The organism is Pseudomonas sp. R76, assembly GCF_009834565.1.
Taxonomy (GTDB): domain Bacteria; phylum Pseudomonadota; class Gammaproteobacteria; order Pseudomonadales; family Pseudomonadaceae; genus Aquipseudomonas.
This window is the reverse complement of the sequence record NZ_CP019428.1, coordinates 2,469,019-2,485,340: the sequence shown is the minus strand read 5'-3', so window position 1 is coordinate 2,485,340 and position 16,322 is coordinate 2,469,019. Positions and strand designations below refer to the sequence as shown.

The 16,322-nt window shown below is 60.9% G+C and carries 14 protein-coding genes and 4 pseudogenes; 9 read left to right on the top strand and 9 right to left on the bottom strand.

Going from position 1 to position 16,322, the window contains the following annotated elements; all coding sequences use genetic code 11:
* Window positions 1-6: 6 nt before the first annotated feature.
* The gene (locus PspR76_RS11450; protein WP_159955268.1) at window positions 7-258 is read right to left on the bottom strand and encodes a hypothetical protein; all 252 of its coding nucleotides are present in this window, start codon (window positions 256-258) and stop codon (window positions 7-9) included.
* Window positions 259-392: 134 nt separating this feature from the next.
* Between PspR76_RS11450 and nhaR the strand changes: the two genes are divergently transcribed.
* The gene (gene nhaR / locus PspR76_RS11445) at window positions 393-1,295 is read left to right on the top strand and encodes a transcriptional activator NhaR (protein WP_159955267.1); all 903 of its coding nucleotides are present in this window, start codon (window positions 393-395) and stop codon (window positions 1,293-1,295) included.
* Window positions 1,296-1,299: 4 nt separating this feature from the next.
* On the opposite strand, the gene PspR76_RS11440 is transcribed toward nhaR, so the two are convergent.
* Window positions 1,300-2,454, bottom strand: coding sequence for an MFS transporter (locus tag PspR76_RS11440; RefSeq protein ID WP_159955266.1), 1,155 nt, complete (start codon window positions 2,452-2,454; stop codon window positions 1,300-1,302).
* A gap of 240 nt (window positions 2,455-2,694) precedes the next feature.
* Between PspR76_RS11440 and sstT the strand changes: the two genes are divergently transcribed.
* Window positions 2,695-3,915, top strand: a complete 1,221-nt coding sequence (gene sstT / locus PspR76_RS11435; protein ID WP_159955265.1) for a serine/threonine transporter SstT — start codon at window positions 2,695-2,697, stop codon at window positions 3,913-3,915.
* Window positions 3,916-3,982: 67 nt separating this feature from the next.
* On the opposite strand, the gene PspR76_RS11430 is transcribed toward sstT, so the two are convergent.
* The gene (locus PspR76_RS11430; RefSeq protein ID WP_053255427.1) at window positions 3,983-4,492 is read right to left on the bottom strand and encodes a DUF1993 domain-containing protein; all 510 of its coding nucleotides are present in this window, start codon (window positions 4,490-4,492) and stop codon (window positions 3,983-3,985) included.
* A 116-nt stretch (window positions 4,493-4,608) separates the two neighbouring features.
* Here PspR76_RS11430 and PspR76_RS11425 point away from each other — a divergent pair, with 116 nt between their 5' ends.
* Window positions 4,609-5,256, top strand: a complete 648-nt coding sequence (locus PspR76_RS11425) for a YceH family protein (protein ID WP_159955264.1) — start codon at window positions 4,609-4,611, stop codon at window positions 5,254-5,256.
* A gap of 134 nt (window positions 5,257-5,390) precedes the next feature.
* Here the strand turns inward: PspR76_RS11425 and PspR76_RS11420 are convergent, their stop codons facing one another.
* Entirely contained in the window at window positions 5,391-6,209 is an 819-nt protein-coding gene (locus PspR76_RS11420) for a shikimate 5-dehydrogenase (RefSeq protein ID WP_159955263.1), read from the bottom strand.
* Window positions 6,210-6,365: 156 nt separating this feature from the next.
* On the opposite strand from PspR76_RS11420, the gene PspR76_RS11415 reads away from it, so the two are divergent.
* The 3 genes from PspR76_RS11415 to PspR76_RS11405 all read left to right on the top strand — a co-directional run bounded on the left by PspR76_RS11415 (window position 6,366) and on the right by PspR76_RS11405 (window position 7,420).
* Window positions 6,366-6,719, top strand: a complete 354-nt coding sequence (locus PspR76_RS11415) for a hypothetical protein (protein WP_078741781.1) — start codon at window positions 6,366-6,368, stop codon at window positions 6,717-6,719.
* Between the two features lie 232 nt (window positions 6,720-6,951).
* Window positions 6,952-7,146 (top strand): hypothetical protein, encoded by a 195-nt coding sequence (locus PspR76_RS11410; RefSeq protein WP_104502410.1) that lies wholly within the window; start codon window positions 6,952-6,954, stop codon window positions 7,144-7,146.
* 91 nt (window positions 7,147-7,237) lie between these two features.
* Window positions 7,238-7,420 (top strand): hypothetical protein, encoded by a 183-nt coding sequence (locus PspR76_RS11405; protein WP_159955262.1) that lies wholly within the window; start codon window positions 7,238-7,240, stop codon window positions 7,418-7,420.
* Between the two features lie 3 nt (window positions 7,421-7,423).
* On the opposite strand, the gene PspR76_RS11400 is transcribed toward PspR76_RS11405, so the two are convergent.
* Together PspR76_RS11400 and PspR76_RS11395 are read right to left on the bottom strand one after the other, a co-directional pair.
* A complete protein-coding gene (locus PspR76_RS11400; protein WP_159955261.1) occupies window positions 7,424-8,491 on the bottom strand; it encodes an AI-2E family transporter in 1,068 nt (355 codons plus the stop codon).
* A gap of 107 nt (window positions 8,492-8,598) precedes the next feature.
* A pseudogene (locus PspR76_RS11395) lies at window positions 8,599-9,063 on the bottom strand (thioredoxin family protein); the annotation flags it as partial.
* Between the two features lie 255 nt (window positions 9,064-9,318).
* On the opposite strand from PspR76_RS11395, the gene trhP reads away from it, so the two are divergent.
* Window positions 9,319-10,632 carry a prephenate-dependent tRNA uridine(34) hydroxylase TrhP gene (trhP, locus tag PspR76_RS11390; RefSeq protein WP_159955259.1) on the top strand — a complete coding sequence of 438 codons (1,314 nt, stop codon included), beginning with the start codon at window positions 9,319-9,321 and terminating at the stop codon, window positions 10,630-10,632.
* Window positions 10,633-10,808: 176 nt separating this feature from the next.
* Here trhP and PspR76_RS31655 read toward each other — a convergent pair whose 3' ends face one another.
* From PspR76_RS31655 to PspR76_RS11380, 3 genes and pseudogenes are all read right to left on the bottom strand, one after another.
* On the bottom strand, window positions 10,809-11,564 hold the full coding sequence (locus PspR76_RS31655; RefSeq protein WP_370004746.1) for a methyl-accepting chemotaxis protein: 756 nt from the start codon (window positions 11,562-11,564) through the stop codon (window positions 10,809-10,811).
* A 102-nt stretch (window positions 11,565-11,666) separates the two neighbouring features.
* Window positions 11,667-12,488: pseudogene (locus PspR76_RS31650) on the bottom strand (cache domain-containing protein); the annotation flags it as partial.
* 66 nt (window positions 12,489-12,554) lie between these two features.
* Window positions 12,555-13,874: a Na+/H+ antiporter family protein gene (locus PspR76_RS11380; RefSeq protein WP_162530306.1), complete on the bottom strand. Its 1,320-nt coding sequence runs from the start codon at window positions 13,872-13,874 to the stop codon at window positions 12,555-12,557.
* Window positions 13,875-14,119: 245 nt separating this feature from the next.
* On the opposite strand from PspR76_RS11380, the pseudogene PspR76_RS31645 reads away from it, so the two are divergent.
* Window positions 14,120-15,409, top strand: a pseudogene (locus tag PspR76_RS31645) (HAMP domain-containing protein); the annotation flags it as partial.
* Between the two features lie 348 nt (window positions 15,410-15,757).
* Window positions 15,758-16,267: pseudogene (locus tag PspR76_RS31640) on the top strand (methyl-accepting chemotaxis protein); the annotation flags it as partial.
* Between the last annotated feature and the right edge of the window lie 55 nt (window positions 16,268-16,322).

Sequence of the window (16,322 nt, the reverse complement as noted above, 5' to 3'; positions counted from 1 at the left end):
GGGGAATTAGGCTTCTTTACTGTTCGATTCAGGTTCTTTTTCTGGCTGATCAGCTTTTTTCTGCGGACTGATCAAGCCCTGCGTCGCTTCACTCAATGCCTGCTCGGCAGCCTTATGGGTGTCATCGATGGCTTGCTTGGCGGATTCGGTGGCTTTGCCCAGCACTTGCTGCGCGCTCTTTTCCACCTGATCACAGCCGCTGACCATTACCAATGAAAGCGCAAGCAACGACGCGGCGCCCAGGGAATTGAGTTTCATGATGTATTCCTCGTTAGAACCATTGGGTCCAAGTAGTGGCCCCTCGATAGCGAGGCATTCTATGCAGATGAACAGTTCAGAAAAATTCGTATTTTTCTCACGTATACTTCGCTTTTTCCGAAGTGTAGGTCGCCATGCTCAATTACCGACAGCTGCATTATTTCTGGGTGGTGGCCAAGACCGGCAGCATCGTGCGCGCCTGCGAGCAACTGAACCTCACGCCGCAGACCATCAGCGGGCAGATCAGCCTGCTCGAGCAAACCTTCGGCGTCGCGCTGTTTCAGCGCGTGGGGCGTCAGCTGGAACTCACTGAGGCCGGGCGACGGGCCCTGCCCTATGCCGAGCAAATGTTCCAAACCGGCAATGAACTGGAGGCGTTGTTGCGCGCAGAGCCCAATGAACAGCAGATTCTGTTCCGGGTTGGGGTGGCGGATGTGGTGCCTAAATCCATCGTCTATCGGCTGATCGCGCCGACCATGGAGCTGAGCGAACCGATCCGTATCACCTGTCGCGAGGATAAACTCGAACGTTTATTGGCCGACCTGGCGATCCAGCGCCTGGACCTGGTGATCTCCGACAGCCCCATGCCGACGCACTTGGACATCAAAGGCTACAGCCAGAAGTTGGGCGAATGCGGCATCAGCTTTTTCGCCACCCAAGCATTGGCTGACCAATACGGCGGCGATTTCCCACGCTGCCTGCACGGCGCGCCGCTGTTGATTCCAGGTGCAGAAACGGTGGTGCGCAGCCGTTTGCAGCGCTGGTTTGCCGAGCAACAGATTCAACCGAAGATCATCGGCGAATTCGACGACAGCGCGTTGATGCAGGCGTTTGGCCAATCCGGCAGCGGCATCTTTATTGCGCCCAGCGTGATTGCCGATGAGGTGGTGCGCCAGTATGGCGTAGCGCTGATCGGCCAGACTGACGCGGTCACCGAGTCGTTCTACGCGATTTCGGTGGAGCGCAAGGTCAAGCACCCCGGCATCGTGGCGATTACCGAAGGTGCTCGGCGCGAGTTGTTTACCGCCCTGCCCTAATGATTCAGGCGCTGGCGGCAATCGGTTTGGCAGTCATCAGCCAAAGCGCCAGCAGGATCGACACCAGAATAAAACCCGACGCTGCAAAGCCCAGGCTGCCCAGACCGAGGGTGTCGATCACATGCCCGCCCACCATCGCCCCCAGGCCAATGCCCAGGTTGGCCCCGGCAATGTTCAACGACGCGGCAAACGCCGGTGCGTGAGGCGCGGCCTTCATCAACCGCACATGGCTGACCAGGAACATCGCCGCCTGCGTCACGCCCCACACCGCCATCGCCGCCGCCAGGCCGATCGTTGAGTGGATCGCCGGAACCAAGGCCACCATGCCCGCGATCATGAACCCGCAGAACACCATGGAGGCGATCAACGGGTGGCGATCCACCGCGCGCCCGCCCAGGGAGTTGCCGAGCAGGCCGACCGCGCCAAACCCCATCAGGCACCAGCCCACCAGCGTGCCGTCGAACCCGGCCAGGCGCTCAAGGATATCGGCCAGGTAGGTGTAGGCGGTAAACATGCCGCTGAACACCAGGATCGACAACAAAATATGCCCCTGCATCAGCGGGTTGCGCAGGATCTTGAACTGCGAGCGCAGTGTCACCAGGTCGTTCTTCGGTTTGGTCACCGGCAAGTAGATAAACAGCAGCAAGGCCTTGGCCAACGCCACCACTGCGAGGATGGCGAACGCAGTGCGCCAGCCGAACATGTCGGAAATCAAGGTGCCCACGGGAATGCCGAACACCGTGGCGCAGACGATGCCAAAGCCAATCTTTTCGATGGCCCGACCGGCGTATTCAGGGCCGACGATATCCACCGCCGTCTCGCTGGCCAAGGCCCAGAACACCGGCAAGCCCAACGCCGGAATCAAGCGTGCGAACGCCATCACCCAAATATTCGGCGCCAACGCGGCCACGGTATTGGCCACGCCGAACATGAGCAGGATGCTGATAAACAGGCGTTTGCGTGGGAAGCGCGCGAAGTACGCCGTGAGAAACGGGCCAAAGGCGGCCACGGTAAAGGCGAACAACGTCACCAATAACCCCGCCTGGGACACGCTGACATTCAGGTCCCGGGCAATAGACGGCAACAGCCCGACGATAATGAATTCTGTGGTCAGCACGGTAAAGCCGGCGGCCGACAGCAGCAGGATGGGAAACAGCATGAAAACTCCAGAAACGACGACATCAACGACAGCCCGAAGGGCTCGCTGACGGATAGGAAAGGTGAGAGGCGAGAATGTTAACAGAGTATGTCTGGATTTGGCCAAAGCCTACGGGCGCGGTGACGGAATGCCGCACCAACAAGGACATTTCCTACAGCATGTTAGACTTTGCGCCTGCTTCCTCCAGGGCCTCCTGCCTGCAATGCTGCGTCCCACTAAAAGAACTAGAGACAACTGTTTATGACTGCCGCCCCTTCCCTCTTCCAGCGACTGACACGCGTCAGCCTGGTCACGCAAATCCTCATCGGCTTGATCGCCGGCATTCTGCTAGCCCTGCTGTTGCCCGAAGCGGCCAAAGCCACCGGTTTTATCGGCAAGGTATTTGTCACCGCATTGAAAGCCGTCGCCCCGATTCTGGTGTTTGTGCTGGTCATGGCCTCGATCGCCAACCATAAACACGGCCAGGAAACCCATATCAAGCCGATTTTGTTCCTGTACCTGCTGGGGACATTTGCCGCCGCCGTCGTGGCGGTGGTCGCCAGTACACTGTTTCCATCGCTCCTGGTGCTGGCCACGCATGACGTCACGGTGAGTGCCCCCGGCGGCATCGGCGAGGTGCTGCAAAGCCTGCTGCTCAGCGTGGTGGACAACCCGATCAGCGCGCTGATGAATGCCAACTTTATCGGCATCCTGGCCTGGGCCATCGGCATGGGCGTCGCGATTCGCCATGCCGGTGAAACCACACGTACCGTGCTCGATGATCTGTCCAACGGCGTGACACTGATTGTGCGCGTGGTGATTCGCTTTGCGCCGCTGGGCATCTTCGGCCTGGTGGCCTCGACCCTGGCCACTTCCGGTTTCAACGCCCTGCTCGGCTACGCCCACCTGTTGGTTGTATTGATCGGCTGCATGCTGTTCGTGGCGCTGGTGGTCAACCCGGCCATCGTGTTCTGGAAACTGCGCCGCAACCCGTATCCACTGGTGCTGATGTGCCTGCGTGAAAGCGGTATTACCGCGTTCTTCACGCGCAGTTCGGCGGCGAATATCCCGGTGAACCTGGCGCTGAGCAAACGCCTGGGCCTGCATGAAGACACCTACTCGGTGTCGATCCCACTGGGGGCGACGATCAACATGGCCGGTGCCGCGATCACCATCACCGTGCTGACCCTGGCCGCCGTGCACACCCTCGGGATCGCCGTGGACCTGCCGACCGCCGTGCTGCTCAGCGTGGTCGCGGCGGTGTGTGCGTGTGGGGCGTCGGGTGTGGCCGGCGGTTCTCTGCTGTTGATTCCCCTGGCGTGCAGCCTGTTCGGCATTCCCAGTGAGATCGCCATGCAAGTGGTGGCCGTCGGCTTCATCATTGGCGTGCTGCAGGACTCGGCGGAAACCGCGCTTAATTCGTCCACCGATGTGCTGTTTACCGCAGCGGCGTGTTTAGGCAAGGAACAGCAGCCAGCTTAAACATCTGGCGTAAAAAAGCCCGGGGCGTTCAACAAAGGACGCCCCGGGCTTTTTTGTATCTGGATGCTTAGAAAGCGCCCATGTAATCGCGCTTGCCCACTTCCACGCCGTTATGGCGCAGCAAGGCGTAAGCGGTGGTGACGTGGAAGAAGAACTGCGGCAGGCCGTAGGTCAGCAGGTAGGACTGGCCGCTGAAGCGCTTCTCTTTCGGCGTGCCTGGGCGCGTGATGATCTCGATACCTTCTTTGCCGTCGATTTGCTCAGGCTTGATGGTGTCGACAAACGCCAACACTTTGGCGATCAGGGCTTGCAGGTCGGCGAAGGTGACTTCGCTGTCTTCGTACTTAGGCACTTCGATCTCGGCCAGGCGGGCGGAAACGCCCTTGGCGAAGTCGACGGCGATCTGCACCTGGCGCACCAGTTGGAACATGTCCGGGAACAGACGCGCTTGCAACAAGGCGTTCGGCTCGATGTTCTTGGCGGTGGCGTGGGCTTCGGCTTTGTTCAGCACATCGCTCAGGGCGTTGAGCATTTGCTTGAAAACCGGGATGGAGGCGGCGTACAGGGAAATAGTCATGACAGTCTCGCGGTAATGGCAGGGTTTGGAACCAGCGGCGATTATAGACATGCCCGCTGCTTGTCTTTTATTTTTTCGGGCTTAGGCTAGTGCATTCACTGCATAGGGAAAGCGCGATGACCGCCGAGCACGACACCGAGACCCCTGAGCCGCGCCTGAACAGCACGGAAATCCGCATCCTGGGCTGCCTGATCGAAAAACAGGCGACCAACCCGGAGACGTATCCCCTGACCCTCAACGCCCTGGTGCTGGCCTGCAACCAGAAGACCAGCCGCGAACCGGTGACCAACCTCAGCCAGGGCCAGGTCGGCCAGAGCCTGCGTGCCCTCGAAGGCCAAGGCTTTACCCGCCTGGTGATGGGCAGCCGCGCCGACCGCTGGGAGCATCGCGTGGACAAGGCGCTGGAGCTGGTGCCGGCCCAGGTGATCCTGATCGGCCTGCTGTTTCTGCGCGGGCCGCAGACGGTCAATGAACTGCTGACCCGTAGCGGGCGCATGCATGATTTTGAAGATGGCGAGCAAGTCGTGCACCAGCTGGAGCGTTTGATTGCGCGCGGGCTGGCGCTGCTGGTGCCGCGTCAGGCCGGGCAGCGGGAAGACCGTTATACCCATGCGCTGGGGGATCCGGCGGATATCGAGGTGATTCTGGCGGCGCGGGGGAATCCGGTGGAGCGAGGAACGGGGGTTTCTGCGGAGCGCATTGAAGAACTGGAAGCGCGGATTGCGGCGCTGGAAGAGCGCCTGACGCAGCTGGAACAGGCATAACTCGAGCAACAATGTGGGAGCTGGCTTGCCTGTGAGGCAGACACCTCGGTTTTTCATCAGGACCGAGTTGAGGCTATCGCAGGCAAGCCCGCTCCCACAAAAGCCCGCTCCCACATTTGGATCTGCGCAGGGCGTTAATTTCGGGCAAAGGCCACTGCGGCCTGGAACTGCTCATCCGTCGGCCGCACGCCGGTGTACAGCACAAACTGCTCCAACGCCTGGATCGCAATCACCTCCAGCCCGGTAATCACCCGTTTGCCTTTGGCACGCCCGCGCACGATCAGCGGCGTTTCGGCGGGGATCGCTACTACATCAAAGACTGTGTCGGCCGCATCCACCGCTTCAGCGTCAAACGCCAATTGGTCTGCCTCGGCCCCACCGGTCATGCCGATCGGCGTCACGTTGACCAGCATCTGTGGGCGCAGGTCACCCAGCTGCGCCTGCCACTCATACCCCAGGCTCTGGGCCAACGCCCGGCCCGCCGCCTCGTTGCGCGCCACGATCACGCCATTAGCATAACCGCCGTCGCGCAAGGCACTGGCCACGGCCTTGGCCATGCCGCCGCTGCCACGCAGGGCGAAGGTCGAGTCCTTGGGCACCGCGTGTTTTTTCAGCAGTTGTTCGACGGCGATGTAGTCTGTGTTGTAGGCCTTGAGGTGGCCATTGGTGTTGACGATGGTATTGAGGGACGCGATGGCCTTGACCGAGTCGTCCAGCTCATCGACCAAGGCGATGCTGGCTTCCTTGAACGGCATCGAAACACCGCAGCCGCGAACGCCCAGCGCCCGTATACCGCCGATCGCGCCGGGTAAATCCTGGCTGCTGAAGGCTTTATAGTAGAAGTTCAGACCCAGCTGTTCGTACAGATGGTTATGGAAACGCAAGCCGAAATTACCGGGGCGCGCCGACAATGACATGCACAGCTGGGTGTCCTTGTTGGGGTGCATCTGCATGGAAAACTCCTGTGAGTAAGCAATTCGGTACAGACCTTACACAACCTTTACCTATCGGCTGTGCTGTTTTTCAGAAATACGTTGTCTTAAAAGTATCCCCGCGACAATCCTTGAGTCTATTGATTGCAGACCACAAGCGCAGGGTCTAACCGAGGAATGACCATGATTCGTAAAATCCCCAAAATCGCCTTGCTGATCGGCGCACTCGCTATGGCAGGCCAAGCCTCCGCCCACGGTGGTGGTTGGGGTGGCCCGGCCATATTGGGTGGTTTGATCGGCGCAGCCGTTGTTGGCTCCGTAGTTGCCAGTCAATCCCAGCCGGTCTACGTGCAGCAACCGGTGTATGTGCAGCCGCAACCGGTGTATGCCGCGCCTCCTCCGGTCTACTACGCACCGCCGCCACCGGTGTATGTGCAGCAGCAGGTTTATTACCGCCCGGCGCCGGTCTATTACGGCCCACCGCGCGGCTACTACGGCCCTCCCCACGGCTATTACGGTCGCGGCTGGTAACGCTGAACTGACATGACAGGAACAGGCCTCGCTTACACGCGGGGCCTTTTTTTGCCTGTAAAGTCCGGATTCATACGGCCAAGGTCGCTATGAGGACAATAGCCGAGCCGTAATCGCACATGATTAAGGCCAATGTCTACTTGCCGGGCCGATACGCGTGCTGTCATGTTTACGTCACGAAACAGACTCACTATTGACCCTGTCCACCCAATAACAACAAGGACGACCGACCATGCCCACGCAAAACCCGCACCGCACCGCTGGCCTGTGCACGTCCAGCAAGGTCTACAGCGCGCTGACCGAACTCAAGCACCTCGAAGGCCACCGCAGCGCGAAGTTCCTCTCGCTGCTGGCGGAAAACCTGGTGCGCAAAGGCCTGCTCAGTGAGCAGGAAGTGGTGCATATGCTCGATCAAGTGGTGGATTGACGCTTGGCGTTGATGTCGACTATCGAGCCAGGTGATTTTTCTTGCGCGTGCTCACCCCGTAACGTGGCCTCCATAGCAAATGGAGGTATTCATGCCCACTGTCCAGATCATGTCCGTCATCGGTAGCGCCGTCCCCGCCTCGCTTCGCGCGCATGGGTTGCTGGCCTGTTGGTACCTGGTACGCGATGGCGAGCCCATAAGCGGCCCGCTCACCTCGTTATCCGCCGCCGAAAAACAGCTGCAACAAACCTCGACGTTCAGGCTGCACGCCTGATATTCAAGGCAACGGCAGCTTGACCCGTGGCTTGCTCTCCACGAACAACGCCCAGCTGGACATAAACAACGCCGCCACCAGCGGCCCGATCACAAACCCGTTCAAACCAAACACCGACAGCCCGCCCAGGGTCGAGATCAGGATCAGGTAGTCCGGCATCTTGGTGTCCTTGCCCACCAGGATCGGGCGCAGCACGTTGTCCACCAGCCCAATCACAAACACCCCGAACAACCCCAGCACCACGCCCTGCCAGATCGAACCGCTCAACAGGAAGTAGGCGGCCACCGGCCCCCAGACGATCCCCGCGCCCACCGCCGGCAACAGCGATAGAAACGCCATCAGCACCGCCCAGAGCAACGCGCTGGGAATATCCAGAAACCAGAAAATCAAACCGCCCAACGCACCTTGGGTGACGGCCACCAGTACGTTGCCCTTGACCGTGGCCCGCACCACGCGGTTGAACTTGAGCTGCAAACGGCGCTTTTGCGGCTCGGCCAGCGGCACCGCCGTGCGCACCTTGCGCACCAGCTCGGGGCCGTCGCGCAGCAGGAAATACAGCAGATACAGCATGATGAAAAAGCTCACCAGGAAATCAAACGTGCCCTGGCCGAAGCTGAACGCCTGGGTCGCGAAGAACTGGCTGCCTTGCATCGCGCTCTTGACGATCTTTTCGCGCAGGCCTTCCAGGTTGCCCATGCCGAAGCGGTCGAGCAAATGCTGGAAGTACGGCGGCAGGATGTTCTTGAATTGCTCGATATACCCCGCCACGTCCAATTTGCCGCTTTCGATGTTTTTGTAGAGCGTCGCGCCCTCTTGCACCAGCAACACGCTGGTGATGATCACCGGCAGAATCGCAATGATCAGGCACACCGTCAGGGTCGCCAGCGACGTCAGGTTGCGGTTCCAGTTGAACCGCTGTTGCAGGCGCCGCTGCATCGGGGCAAAGATAATGCCGAGGATCACCGCCCAGAACACTGCGCCGTAGAACGGCAGCAATATCCAGATAAAAGCGATGGTCACCAGGGCCAGCAGCAACAGCAGGGTTTTGAATTGCAGGTTGGTTTGATTCATGTCCGGTCCATGTCAGAAAAGCAGAGGCCCTGTGTAGGCCCTGTTGCTTAGTCCGCTGCGAAACCTCGGAGTGCCCTCGATTCTCCAACAAGCATAGACCGCTTGATTCAAGGGCTTGAAGCATCCGCCCTGGCCTCGTTCAACAGCGTCTGGATCATCTGCTCCTGAGCGTCATAACGGCCTTCGCCAAAGTGGCTGTAACGCACCTGCCCCTTGGCATCAATCAAGTAGTGGGCCGGCCAGTACTGGTTATCGAAGCTGCGCCAGATCGCGTAGTTGTTGTCGACGGCTACCGGGTAGGTGATGCCCAGCTTGCGCACTTGCTCTCTGACGTTGCCGGTGATGTGTTCGTAGGCGTATTCCGGGGTGTGCACGCCGATGACCACCAGGCCATCCTGCTCGTACCGCTTCGCCCAGGCCTGCACGTAAGGCAGCGCGCGCCGGCAGTTGACGCAGTCGTAGGTCCAGAAATCCACCAGCACCACTTTGCCTTTGAGCGACTGTGCGCTCAACTCAGGCGAGTTAAGCCATTCGACTGCACCCGCCAGCGAAGGCATGGCGCCCTGGGCATTTTCACTTTCACGGCTGGCGACCTGGTTGGAAACCAGGGCGAAGGCCACCAGCAGGCCGACGAACAGGGCTGAGATAAGTCGCATGGCAATGACCTTGTCGAGACGGGGGACGCCATTGAAACCGCCTGACGTATCGCGCCTATGTCGACAAGCCCCCGCCGATACACAGCGATACAAAATCCCAAAAGGGCGACCTGGATCAATAAAAGCTCGCCCAGGCTCCACTACGCTCGCGACCTTTTGCGACTTGAGCCCATGCCACCCGTGATCGCCCCCGAACTGCTCGCCCCCGCCGGCACCTTGAAAAACATGCGCTACGCCTTCGCCTATGGCGCCGATGCGGTCTACGCCGGCCAGCCGCGCTACAGCCTGCGCGTACGCAACAACGAGTTCGACCACGCCAACCTGGCGCTCGGCATCCAGGAAGCCCATGCGCTGGGCAAGCGCTTCTACGTGGTGGTGAACATCGCGCCGCACAACGCCAAGCTGAAGACCTTCCTCAAAGACCTGGCCCCGGTCATCGCCATGGGCCCGGACGCGCTGATCATGTCCGACCCGGGGCTGATCATGCTGGTGCGCCGCCACTTCCCGTTGATGCCGATTCACTTGTCGGTGCAAGCCAACACGGTGAACTGGGCCAGCGTCGAGTTCTGGCAGCAGCAGGGCATCAGCCGGGTGATCCTGTCGCGCGAGCTGTCGCTGGAAGAGATCGGCGAAATCCGCCAGCAGGTGCCAAACATGGAGCTGGAGGTGTTTGTGCACGGCGCCCTGTGCATGGCCTATTCCGGGCGTTGCCTGCTCTCGGGCTATATGAACAAGCGCGATGCCAACCAAGGCACGTGCACCAACGCATGCCGTTGGAAATACCAGGCCACGCCGGCCGTGGAAAACACCACGGGCGACATCGTCGAGCAATTCCAGCCGACCCTGGGCATTGGTGCACCGACCGACCAAGTGTTCCTGTTGCAGGAAGCCAATCGCCCGGATGAGCAGATGCCCGCCTTCGAAGATGAACACGGCACCTACATCATGAATGCCAAGGACCTGCGCGCAGTGCAGCATGTGGAGCGCCTGACGCACATGGGCGTGCACTCGCTGAAGATCGAAGGCCGCACCAAATCGCATTTCTACTGCGCGCGCACCACCCAGGTGTATCGCCAGGCCATCGACGATGCGGTGGCCGGTCGCGCCTTTGACCGCAACCTGATGACTAACCTTGAGTCACTGGCCCAACGCGGCTACACCGAGGGTTTCCTGCGCCGCCATGTGCACGACGAATACCAGAATTACCAGAACGGCAGCTCGGTGTCGGAACGTCAGCAGTTTGTCGGCGAATTGACCGGCGCGCGCCGTGGCGAGCTGGCCGAGGTCAAGGTGAAGAACCGCTTTGCCCTGGGCCATCATCTGGAGTTGATGACACCCACCGGCAACTTTCACTTCGACCTGGCCAGCCTGCATAACGCCAAGGGCGAAGCCATTGAGGTTGCGCCAGGAGACGGGCACACCGTGTATCTACCGCTTCCTGACGACATGGACCTGCAGTTTGGCCTGTTGATGCGCGACCTTTAACGCGTCGCCGCGCAGAATTGGCGGATCGCCTCGCACGCCTGCAACAACGAGTCATCGTCCAGGGCGTAGGCGATGCGCAGGTAAGGCGCTGTGATTGGGGCTCAAGTCTTACCGAGGGGCGGTGGGAGGTATATTCGTATACACGTTAGGTCAACATACGTTGAACCTATGAAAGATCAGATCCTGAACTGCCCCACCAATTGCCCCAAACGCTGACCCAAATCCGCCAGGCTGCGGGACGTCTGGGCGCCCAGCTGGGTTTCATCCGCCACACTGTCTACCGCCACGGCAATCTGATGCACGCTGCGGTTGATCTCCTCGGCCACGGCGGTTTGCTCTTCGGCGGCGCTGGCAATTTGTGCGTTCATTGAGTTGATAGTGCCGATCAACTGCGCCATGGTGTCCAGCGACGCCCCGGCCTGGTTGGCCTGGGCCGAGGTGCCGTCGCCGGCATCGCTGGAACGGCGCATTGCGTCCACGGCGGCTTCGGTGCCTTTTTGCAGGCGGTCGATCATGCCCTGGATTTCCTGGGTGCTGGTCTGGGTGCGGCTGGCCAAGGCGCGTACCTCGTCGGCGACCACGGCAAACCCGCGCCCGGCCTCACCGGCCCGCGCGGCTTCGATAGCGGCGTTGAGCGCGAGCAAGTTGGTCTGTTCGGCAATCGAACGGATTACTCCGAGCACGCTGACAATCGACGACACGTCCTGTTGCAGGCTGTCGAGGGACACGCCGCTGCTGCGGATATCGTTCACCAGCGCATGGATCTGCGCGATGCTGCCGTCCACTACGCGCTTGGCGGCCTGGCCCTCGGCGTCGGTCTGTTGCGCGGCAACGGCTGCGCCCTGGGCACTGCGCGCCACTTCATGGGCGGCGGAAGACATTTGGTTGATCGCGGTGGCGACCTGGTCGGTCTCGTGACGCTGGCGTTCCATGGCGGTTTCCGAGCGCTGGGCCTGCTCGGACACCTGGCTGACCAGCCCAGTGAGTTGCGAGGTCATCTCGGTGATCTGGCGCACCAGCCCGTGGATCTTGTCGACAAAGCGGTTGAATGCGCCGGCCAGATCGCCGAGTTCATCCTGGCTGGTGATGGCCAGGCGGCGGGTCAAATCGCCCTCGCCGGCAGCGATATCGTCGAGGTTGGCTTTCATCAGGTTCAGCGGACGCAAGATGGTATTGGCCGTCACCAGGCCCACGGCGGCAATCACCAACAGCACCACCACGGCCACGCCGAGGATGCTCCAGAGCACACCTTCCATGCGTTTCTCGACCTTGGCCTCGACCACCGCCACCTGGGCTTCGATGCCGTCGAGGTTAACCGACGTACCAATCACCATGTCCCACTTCGGCAAGTACTCGGTGTAGCCGAGCTTGGGCACCAGTTCGGTCTGCCCCGGCTGGGTCGAGCTGTATTGCAGGTAATGGGTGCCGTCCTTGCCGACCTTGACCAGGTCCCGGTTGACGTAGACGCCGTTGGGGTCGCGGTTGTCCTTGAAGCTCTTGCCTACGCCGTCGGGGCTGTTGCCCTTGAACAGGCGGATAGTCTCGGAGTCATAGCCAAAGAAGTAGCCGTCCTTGCCGTAGCTGGTGTTGGACAGCAACTTGACCACCTGCGCCCGCGCGGCAGTGTCGCCCGGGGCGGCGGCGTCGTAGAGCGGCTTGATGGTGGTCATGGCCACTTCCACATAACTTTGCAGTGTGGCCTTGGCGTCGTTGAGCAGGCGCTGGCGGGTTTCATCCACCTCGTTGCGTGCCTGGCCCTGCAGAATCCACACCGTGGTCAGGCTGATGACCACGGCAAACAGCAACACCGGCACTACGGCGAGGGACAGGACTTTGGCCTTCAAACTCAGACGCATGGCTTTTCTCTCTTATTAGGCGACTTGAGAGGCTATCGGCCAATTGCCAGGGATCTGTAGGCGGTGTCAGAGGGTCATGGCGGCGAACCAACCAAACGCCAGCAAGGGAATGTTGTAGTGCAGGAAAGTCGGCACCACGGTGTCCCAGATATGGTGATGCTGGCCGTCGATGTTCAGGCCGGAGGTCGGGCCGAGGGTGGAATCCGACGCCGGTGAGCCGGCGTCGCCCAGCGCACCGGCGGTGCCGACGATGCACACAATCGCCAGCGGGCTGAAGCCCAGTTGCACACACAGCGGCACAAAAATCGCGGCGAGGATCGGCACAGTGGAAAACGACGAGCCAATGCCCATGGTCACCAGCAGCCCGACCAGCAACATCAGTAACGCGCCAACACCACGACTATGACCGATGAACGCCGCCGAGGCTTCCACCAGCGAACGCACGTCGCCGGTGGCCTTGAGCACTTCGGCAAACCCCGAGGAGGCGATCATGATGAAGCCGATCATCGCCATCATCTTCATGCCTTCGGTGAACAGGTCGTCGGTTTCGCGCCAGCGCACGATGCCCGACACCGAGAAGATCAGAAACCCGGCCAGGGCGCCGATAATCATCGAGTCCAGCCACAGCTGAATGATGAACGCCGAGGCAATCGCCAAACCGGCTACCAGCAAAGTCAGTGGGTTGTACTGCACCGCTACTTGCTCGACCCGCTCGATTTTCTCCAGGTCATACACGCGTTTTTTGCGATAGCTGACAAACACCGCCACCAGCAGGCCGACGACCATGCCCAACGCCGGCAAACCCATGGCGTGGGTGACGTTGACCTGGCTGATATCCACACCGCTCTTGGCCACGTTGGCCAGCAGGATCTGGTTGAGGAAGATATTGCCGAAGCCCACCGGCAGGAACATATACGGCGTGATCAGGCCGAAGGTCATCACGCAGGCAATCAGGCGGCGGTCCAGTTGCAGCTTGGTCAGCACGTACAGCAGCGGCGGCACCAGCAGCGGGATAAACGCGATGTGGATCGGCAGGATGTTCTGCGAGGCAATCGCCACCACCCACAACAGGCCGATCAGCAACCATTTGACGTGGCTGCCGCCCGTGGCTTCCTGGCGATCAACCAGCATCAACGCCTTGTCCGCCAACGCATGGGCCAAGCCGGACTTGGCAATCGCCACCGCGAAAGCGCCGAGCAAGGCGTAGGACAACGCCACCGTCGCGCCGCCGCCCAACCCGCCGTTGAAGGCCTTGAGCGTGGCCTCGATGCCCAGGCCACCGGTCAAGCCACCCACCAGGGCGCCGACAATAATGGCGATGACCACATGCACGCGGGACAAGCTGAGCACCAGCATGGTGCCGACCGCGGCGATGACTGCGTTAATCATGGTTACCTCAAGACAGAAACTAAAAAACAGGCATGCCCGCATCCAGGCGGCCATAGGCTTGGCTGCCAGCGTGCAGGCTTTAGGAGGTCTTATTAGAAGGGCGCGCACTTTGCAGCAGGCGGGCGCGCATGTCAAAAAACGGCGTCGCTTTGAGCATTCAATTGAACGTTTAAATAATAAAGAAGCGCAAAAAGCGGCCGATACAGAGGCTCTCTGTGTTTTCAGGTTAAGGATGCTCCTCGATGTCCCTCAGACAGCTCTCCATTCAATGGAAAATCACCCTGCTCGCCGGCCTCTGCCTGCTGGGGATCGTGACCCTGCTGGTGGGTCTGTCGCTGTATCGCATGGAGCAGAGCTCACAGCAGGTCAAAGCCTCAAGCATGCAGATGCTCGACGAGTCCGCCCAGGCGCGCATCGAGGCCCAAGGTGAAGTGCAGGCCCTGGGGATTCGCCAGCAATTCATGGACGCCTACCAGTACGGCCACGGTTTTTCCCGCCAAGTGCTGTTTTTGCGCGAGCAGGCGGAGAAACGTTTCCTCGACGCCTTCGACACCCGCGAAGACCTGACCCGCCAGGTCAAGGCCGCGCTGCAGGCCAACCCGGACCTGCTCGGTTTGTCGCTGGTGTTCGAAGCCAATGCGCTGGACGGCAAGGATGAGCTGTTCGCCAACCAGGCGGAGCTGGGCAGTAACGACAAGGGCCGCTTTGCCCTGTACTGGTCGCAACCGACGCCGGGCAAATTGACCTCGATGTCGCTGCCTGAAAGCGACATGGCCGACACCAGCGTCGGCCCCAGCGGCGAAAAAGCCAACGCCTGGTTCACCTGCCCGCGCACCACCCTGAAACCCTGCGTGATCGAGCCGTACTTTTATGTGATCGACGAGCAAAACGTGCTGATGACCAGCATCGTCTTCCCGTTGATGGTCAACGGCAAAGTCATCGCCTCGCTGTCGGTGGACATCAACCTCAACAGCCTGCAGGCCGTGAGCCAACAGGCCAGCCAGAAGCTGTATGACGGCCAGACCCAGGTCAGCATTCTCAGCCCCACCGGCTTGCTCGCCGGCTACAGCCCGGACGCGAGCAAACTCAGCCAGCGCCTGGACCAGGTCGACACCACCAGCGGCGCGCAATTGATCAGCGCGCTGGCCGCCAGCACGCAGATCCGCAGCCTGCGCACCGACCATCAACTCAAGGTGCTGGCGCCCTTCGCACCGATTCCCGGCGGCAAGCCGTGGGGCGTGTTGCTGGATGTGCCGGAAAAAGTCCTGGTCGGCCCCGCCGAAGCGCTCAAGGCGCAACTTGACGCCGATAACACCCGCGGCACCTTGCTGGAACTGAGCCTGGGCCTGCTTGCCGCCGTGGTCGGCCTGATTCTGGTGTGGCTGATGGCGCGCAGCGTAACCCGGCCGATCTTGGGCGTGGCGCGCATGCTGGAAGACATCGCCAGTGGCGAAGGCGACCTGACCCGCCGCCTGGCCTACGACAAACAGGATGAGCTGGGGCAATTGGCCGGCTGGTTCAACCGCTTCCTCGACAAGTTGCAACCGATTATTGCCGAGGTCAAACGCTCGGTGCAGGACGCCCGTGGCACCGCCGACCAATCCGCGGCGATCGCCACTGAAACCAGCGCCGGCATGGAACAGCAATACCGCCAGGTCGACCAAGTGGCCACCGCCTCCCATGAAATGAGCGCCACCGCCCAGGACGTGGCCCGCAGCGCCGCCCAGGCAGCCCAAGCCGCGCGCGATGCCGACCAGGCCACCCGCGAAGGCTTGACCGTGATCGACCGCACCACCACCAACATCGGCCACCTGGCCGCCGACATGAGCACCGCGATGGCTCAAGTTGAAGGCTTGGCGGCTAACAGCGAGAAAATCGGTTCGGTGCTGGAAGTGATTCGTGGCATTGCCGAGCAGACCAACCTGTTGGCGCTCAACGCCGCCATCGAAGCCGCCCGCGCCGGTGAAGCCGGCCGTGGGTTTGCCGTGGTCGCCGACGAAGTGCGCAACCTGGCGCGGCGCACCCAGGAATCGGTGGAAGAAACCCGCGTGGTGATCGAACAACTGCAAAACGGCACCACCGATGTGGTCGGCTCCATGGGCAACAGCTATCGCCAGGCCCAAGGCAGTGTCGAGCAAGTCGGCCAGGCCGTCACCGCCCTGCGCCAGATTGGTGAGGCGGTCACGGTGATCAGCGACATGAACCTACAAATCGCCAGCGCCGCCGAAGAGCAAAGCGCGGTGGCCGAGGAGATCAACAGCAACGTGGCGACCATTCGCGATGTGACCGAGTCGCTGTCGGAGCAGGCGAATGAATCGGCGCGGGTCAGCCAGGCGTTGAACAGTTTGGCGAATCAGCAGCAGGGGTTGATGGATCAGTTTCGTGTGTAGATCGTCAAGAGGGTGAATAGCTAGTGTGGGAGCCGGGCTTGCCCGCGATAGCATC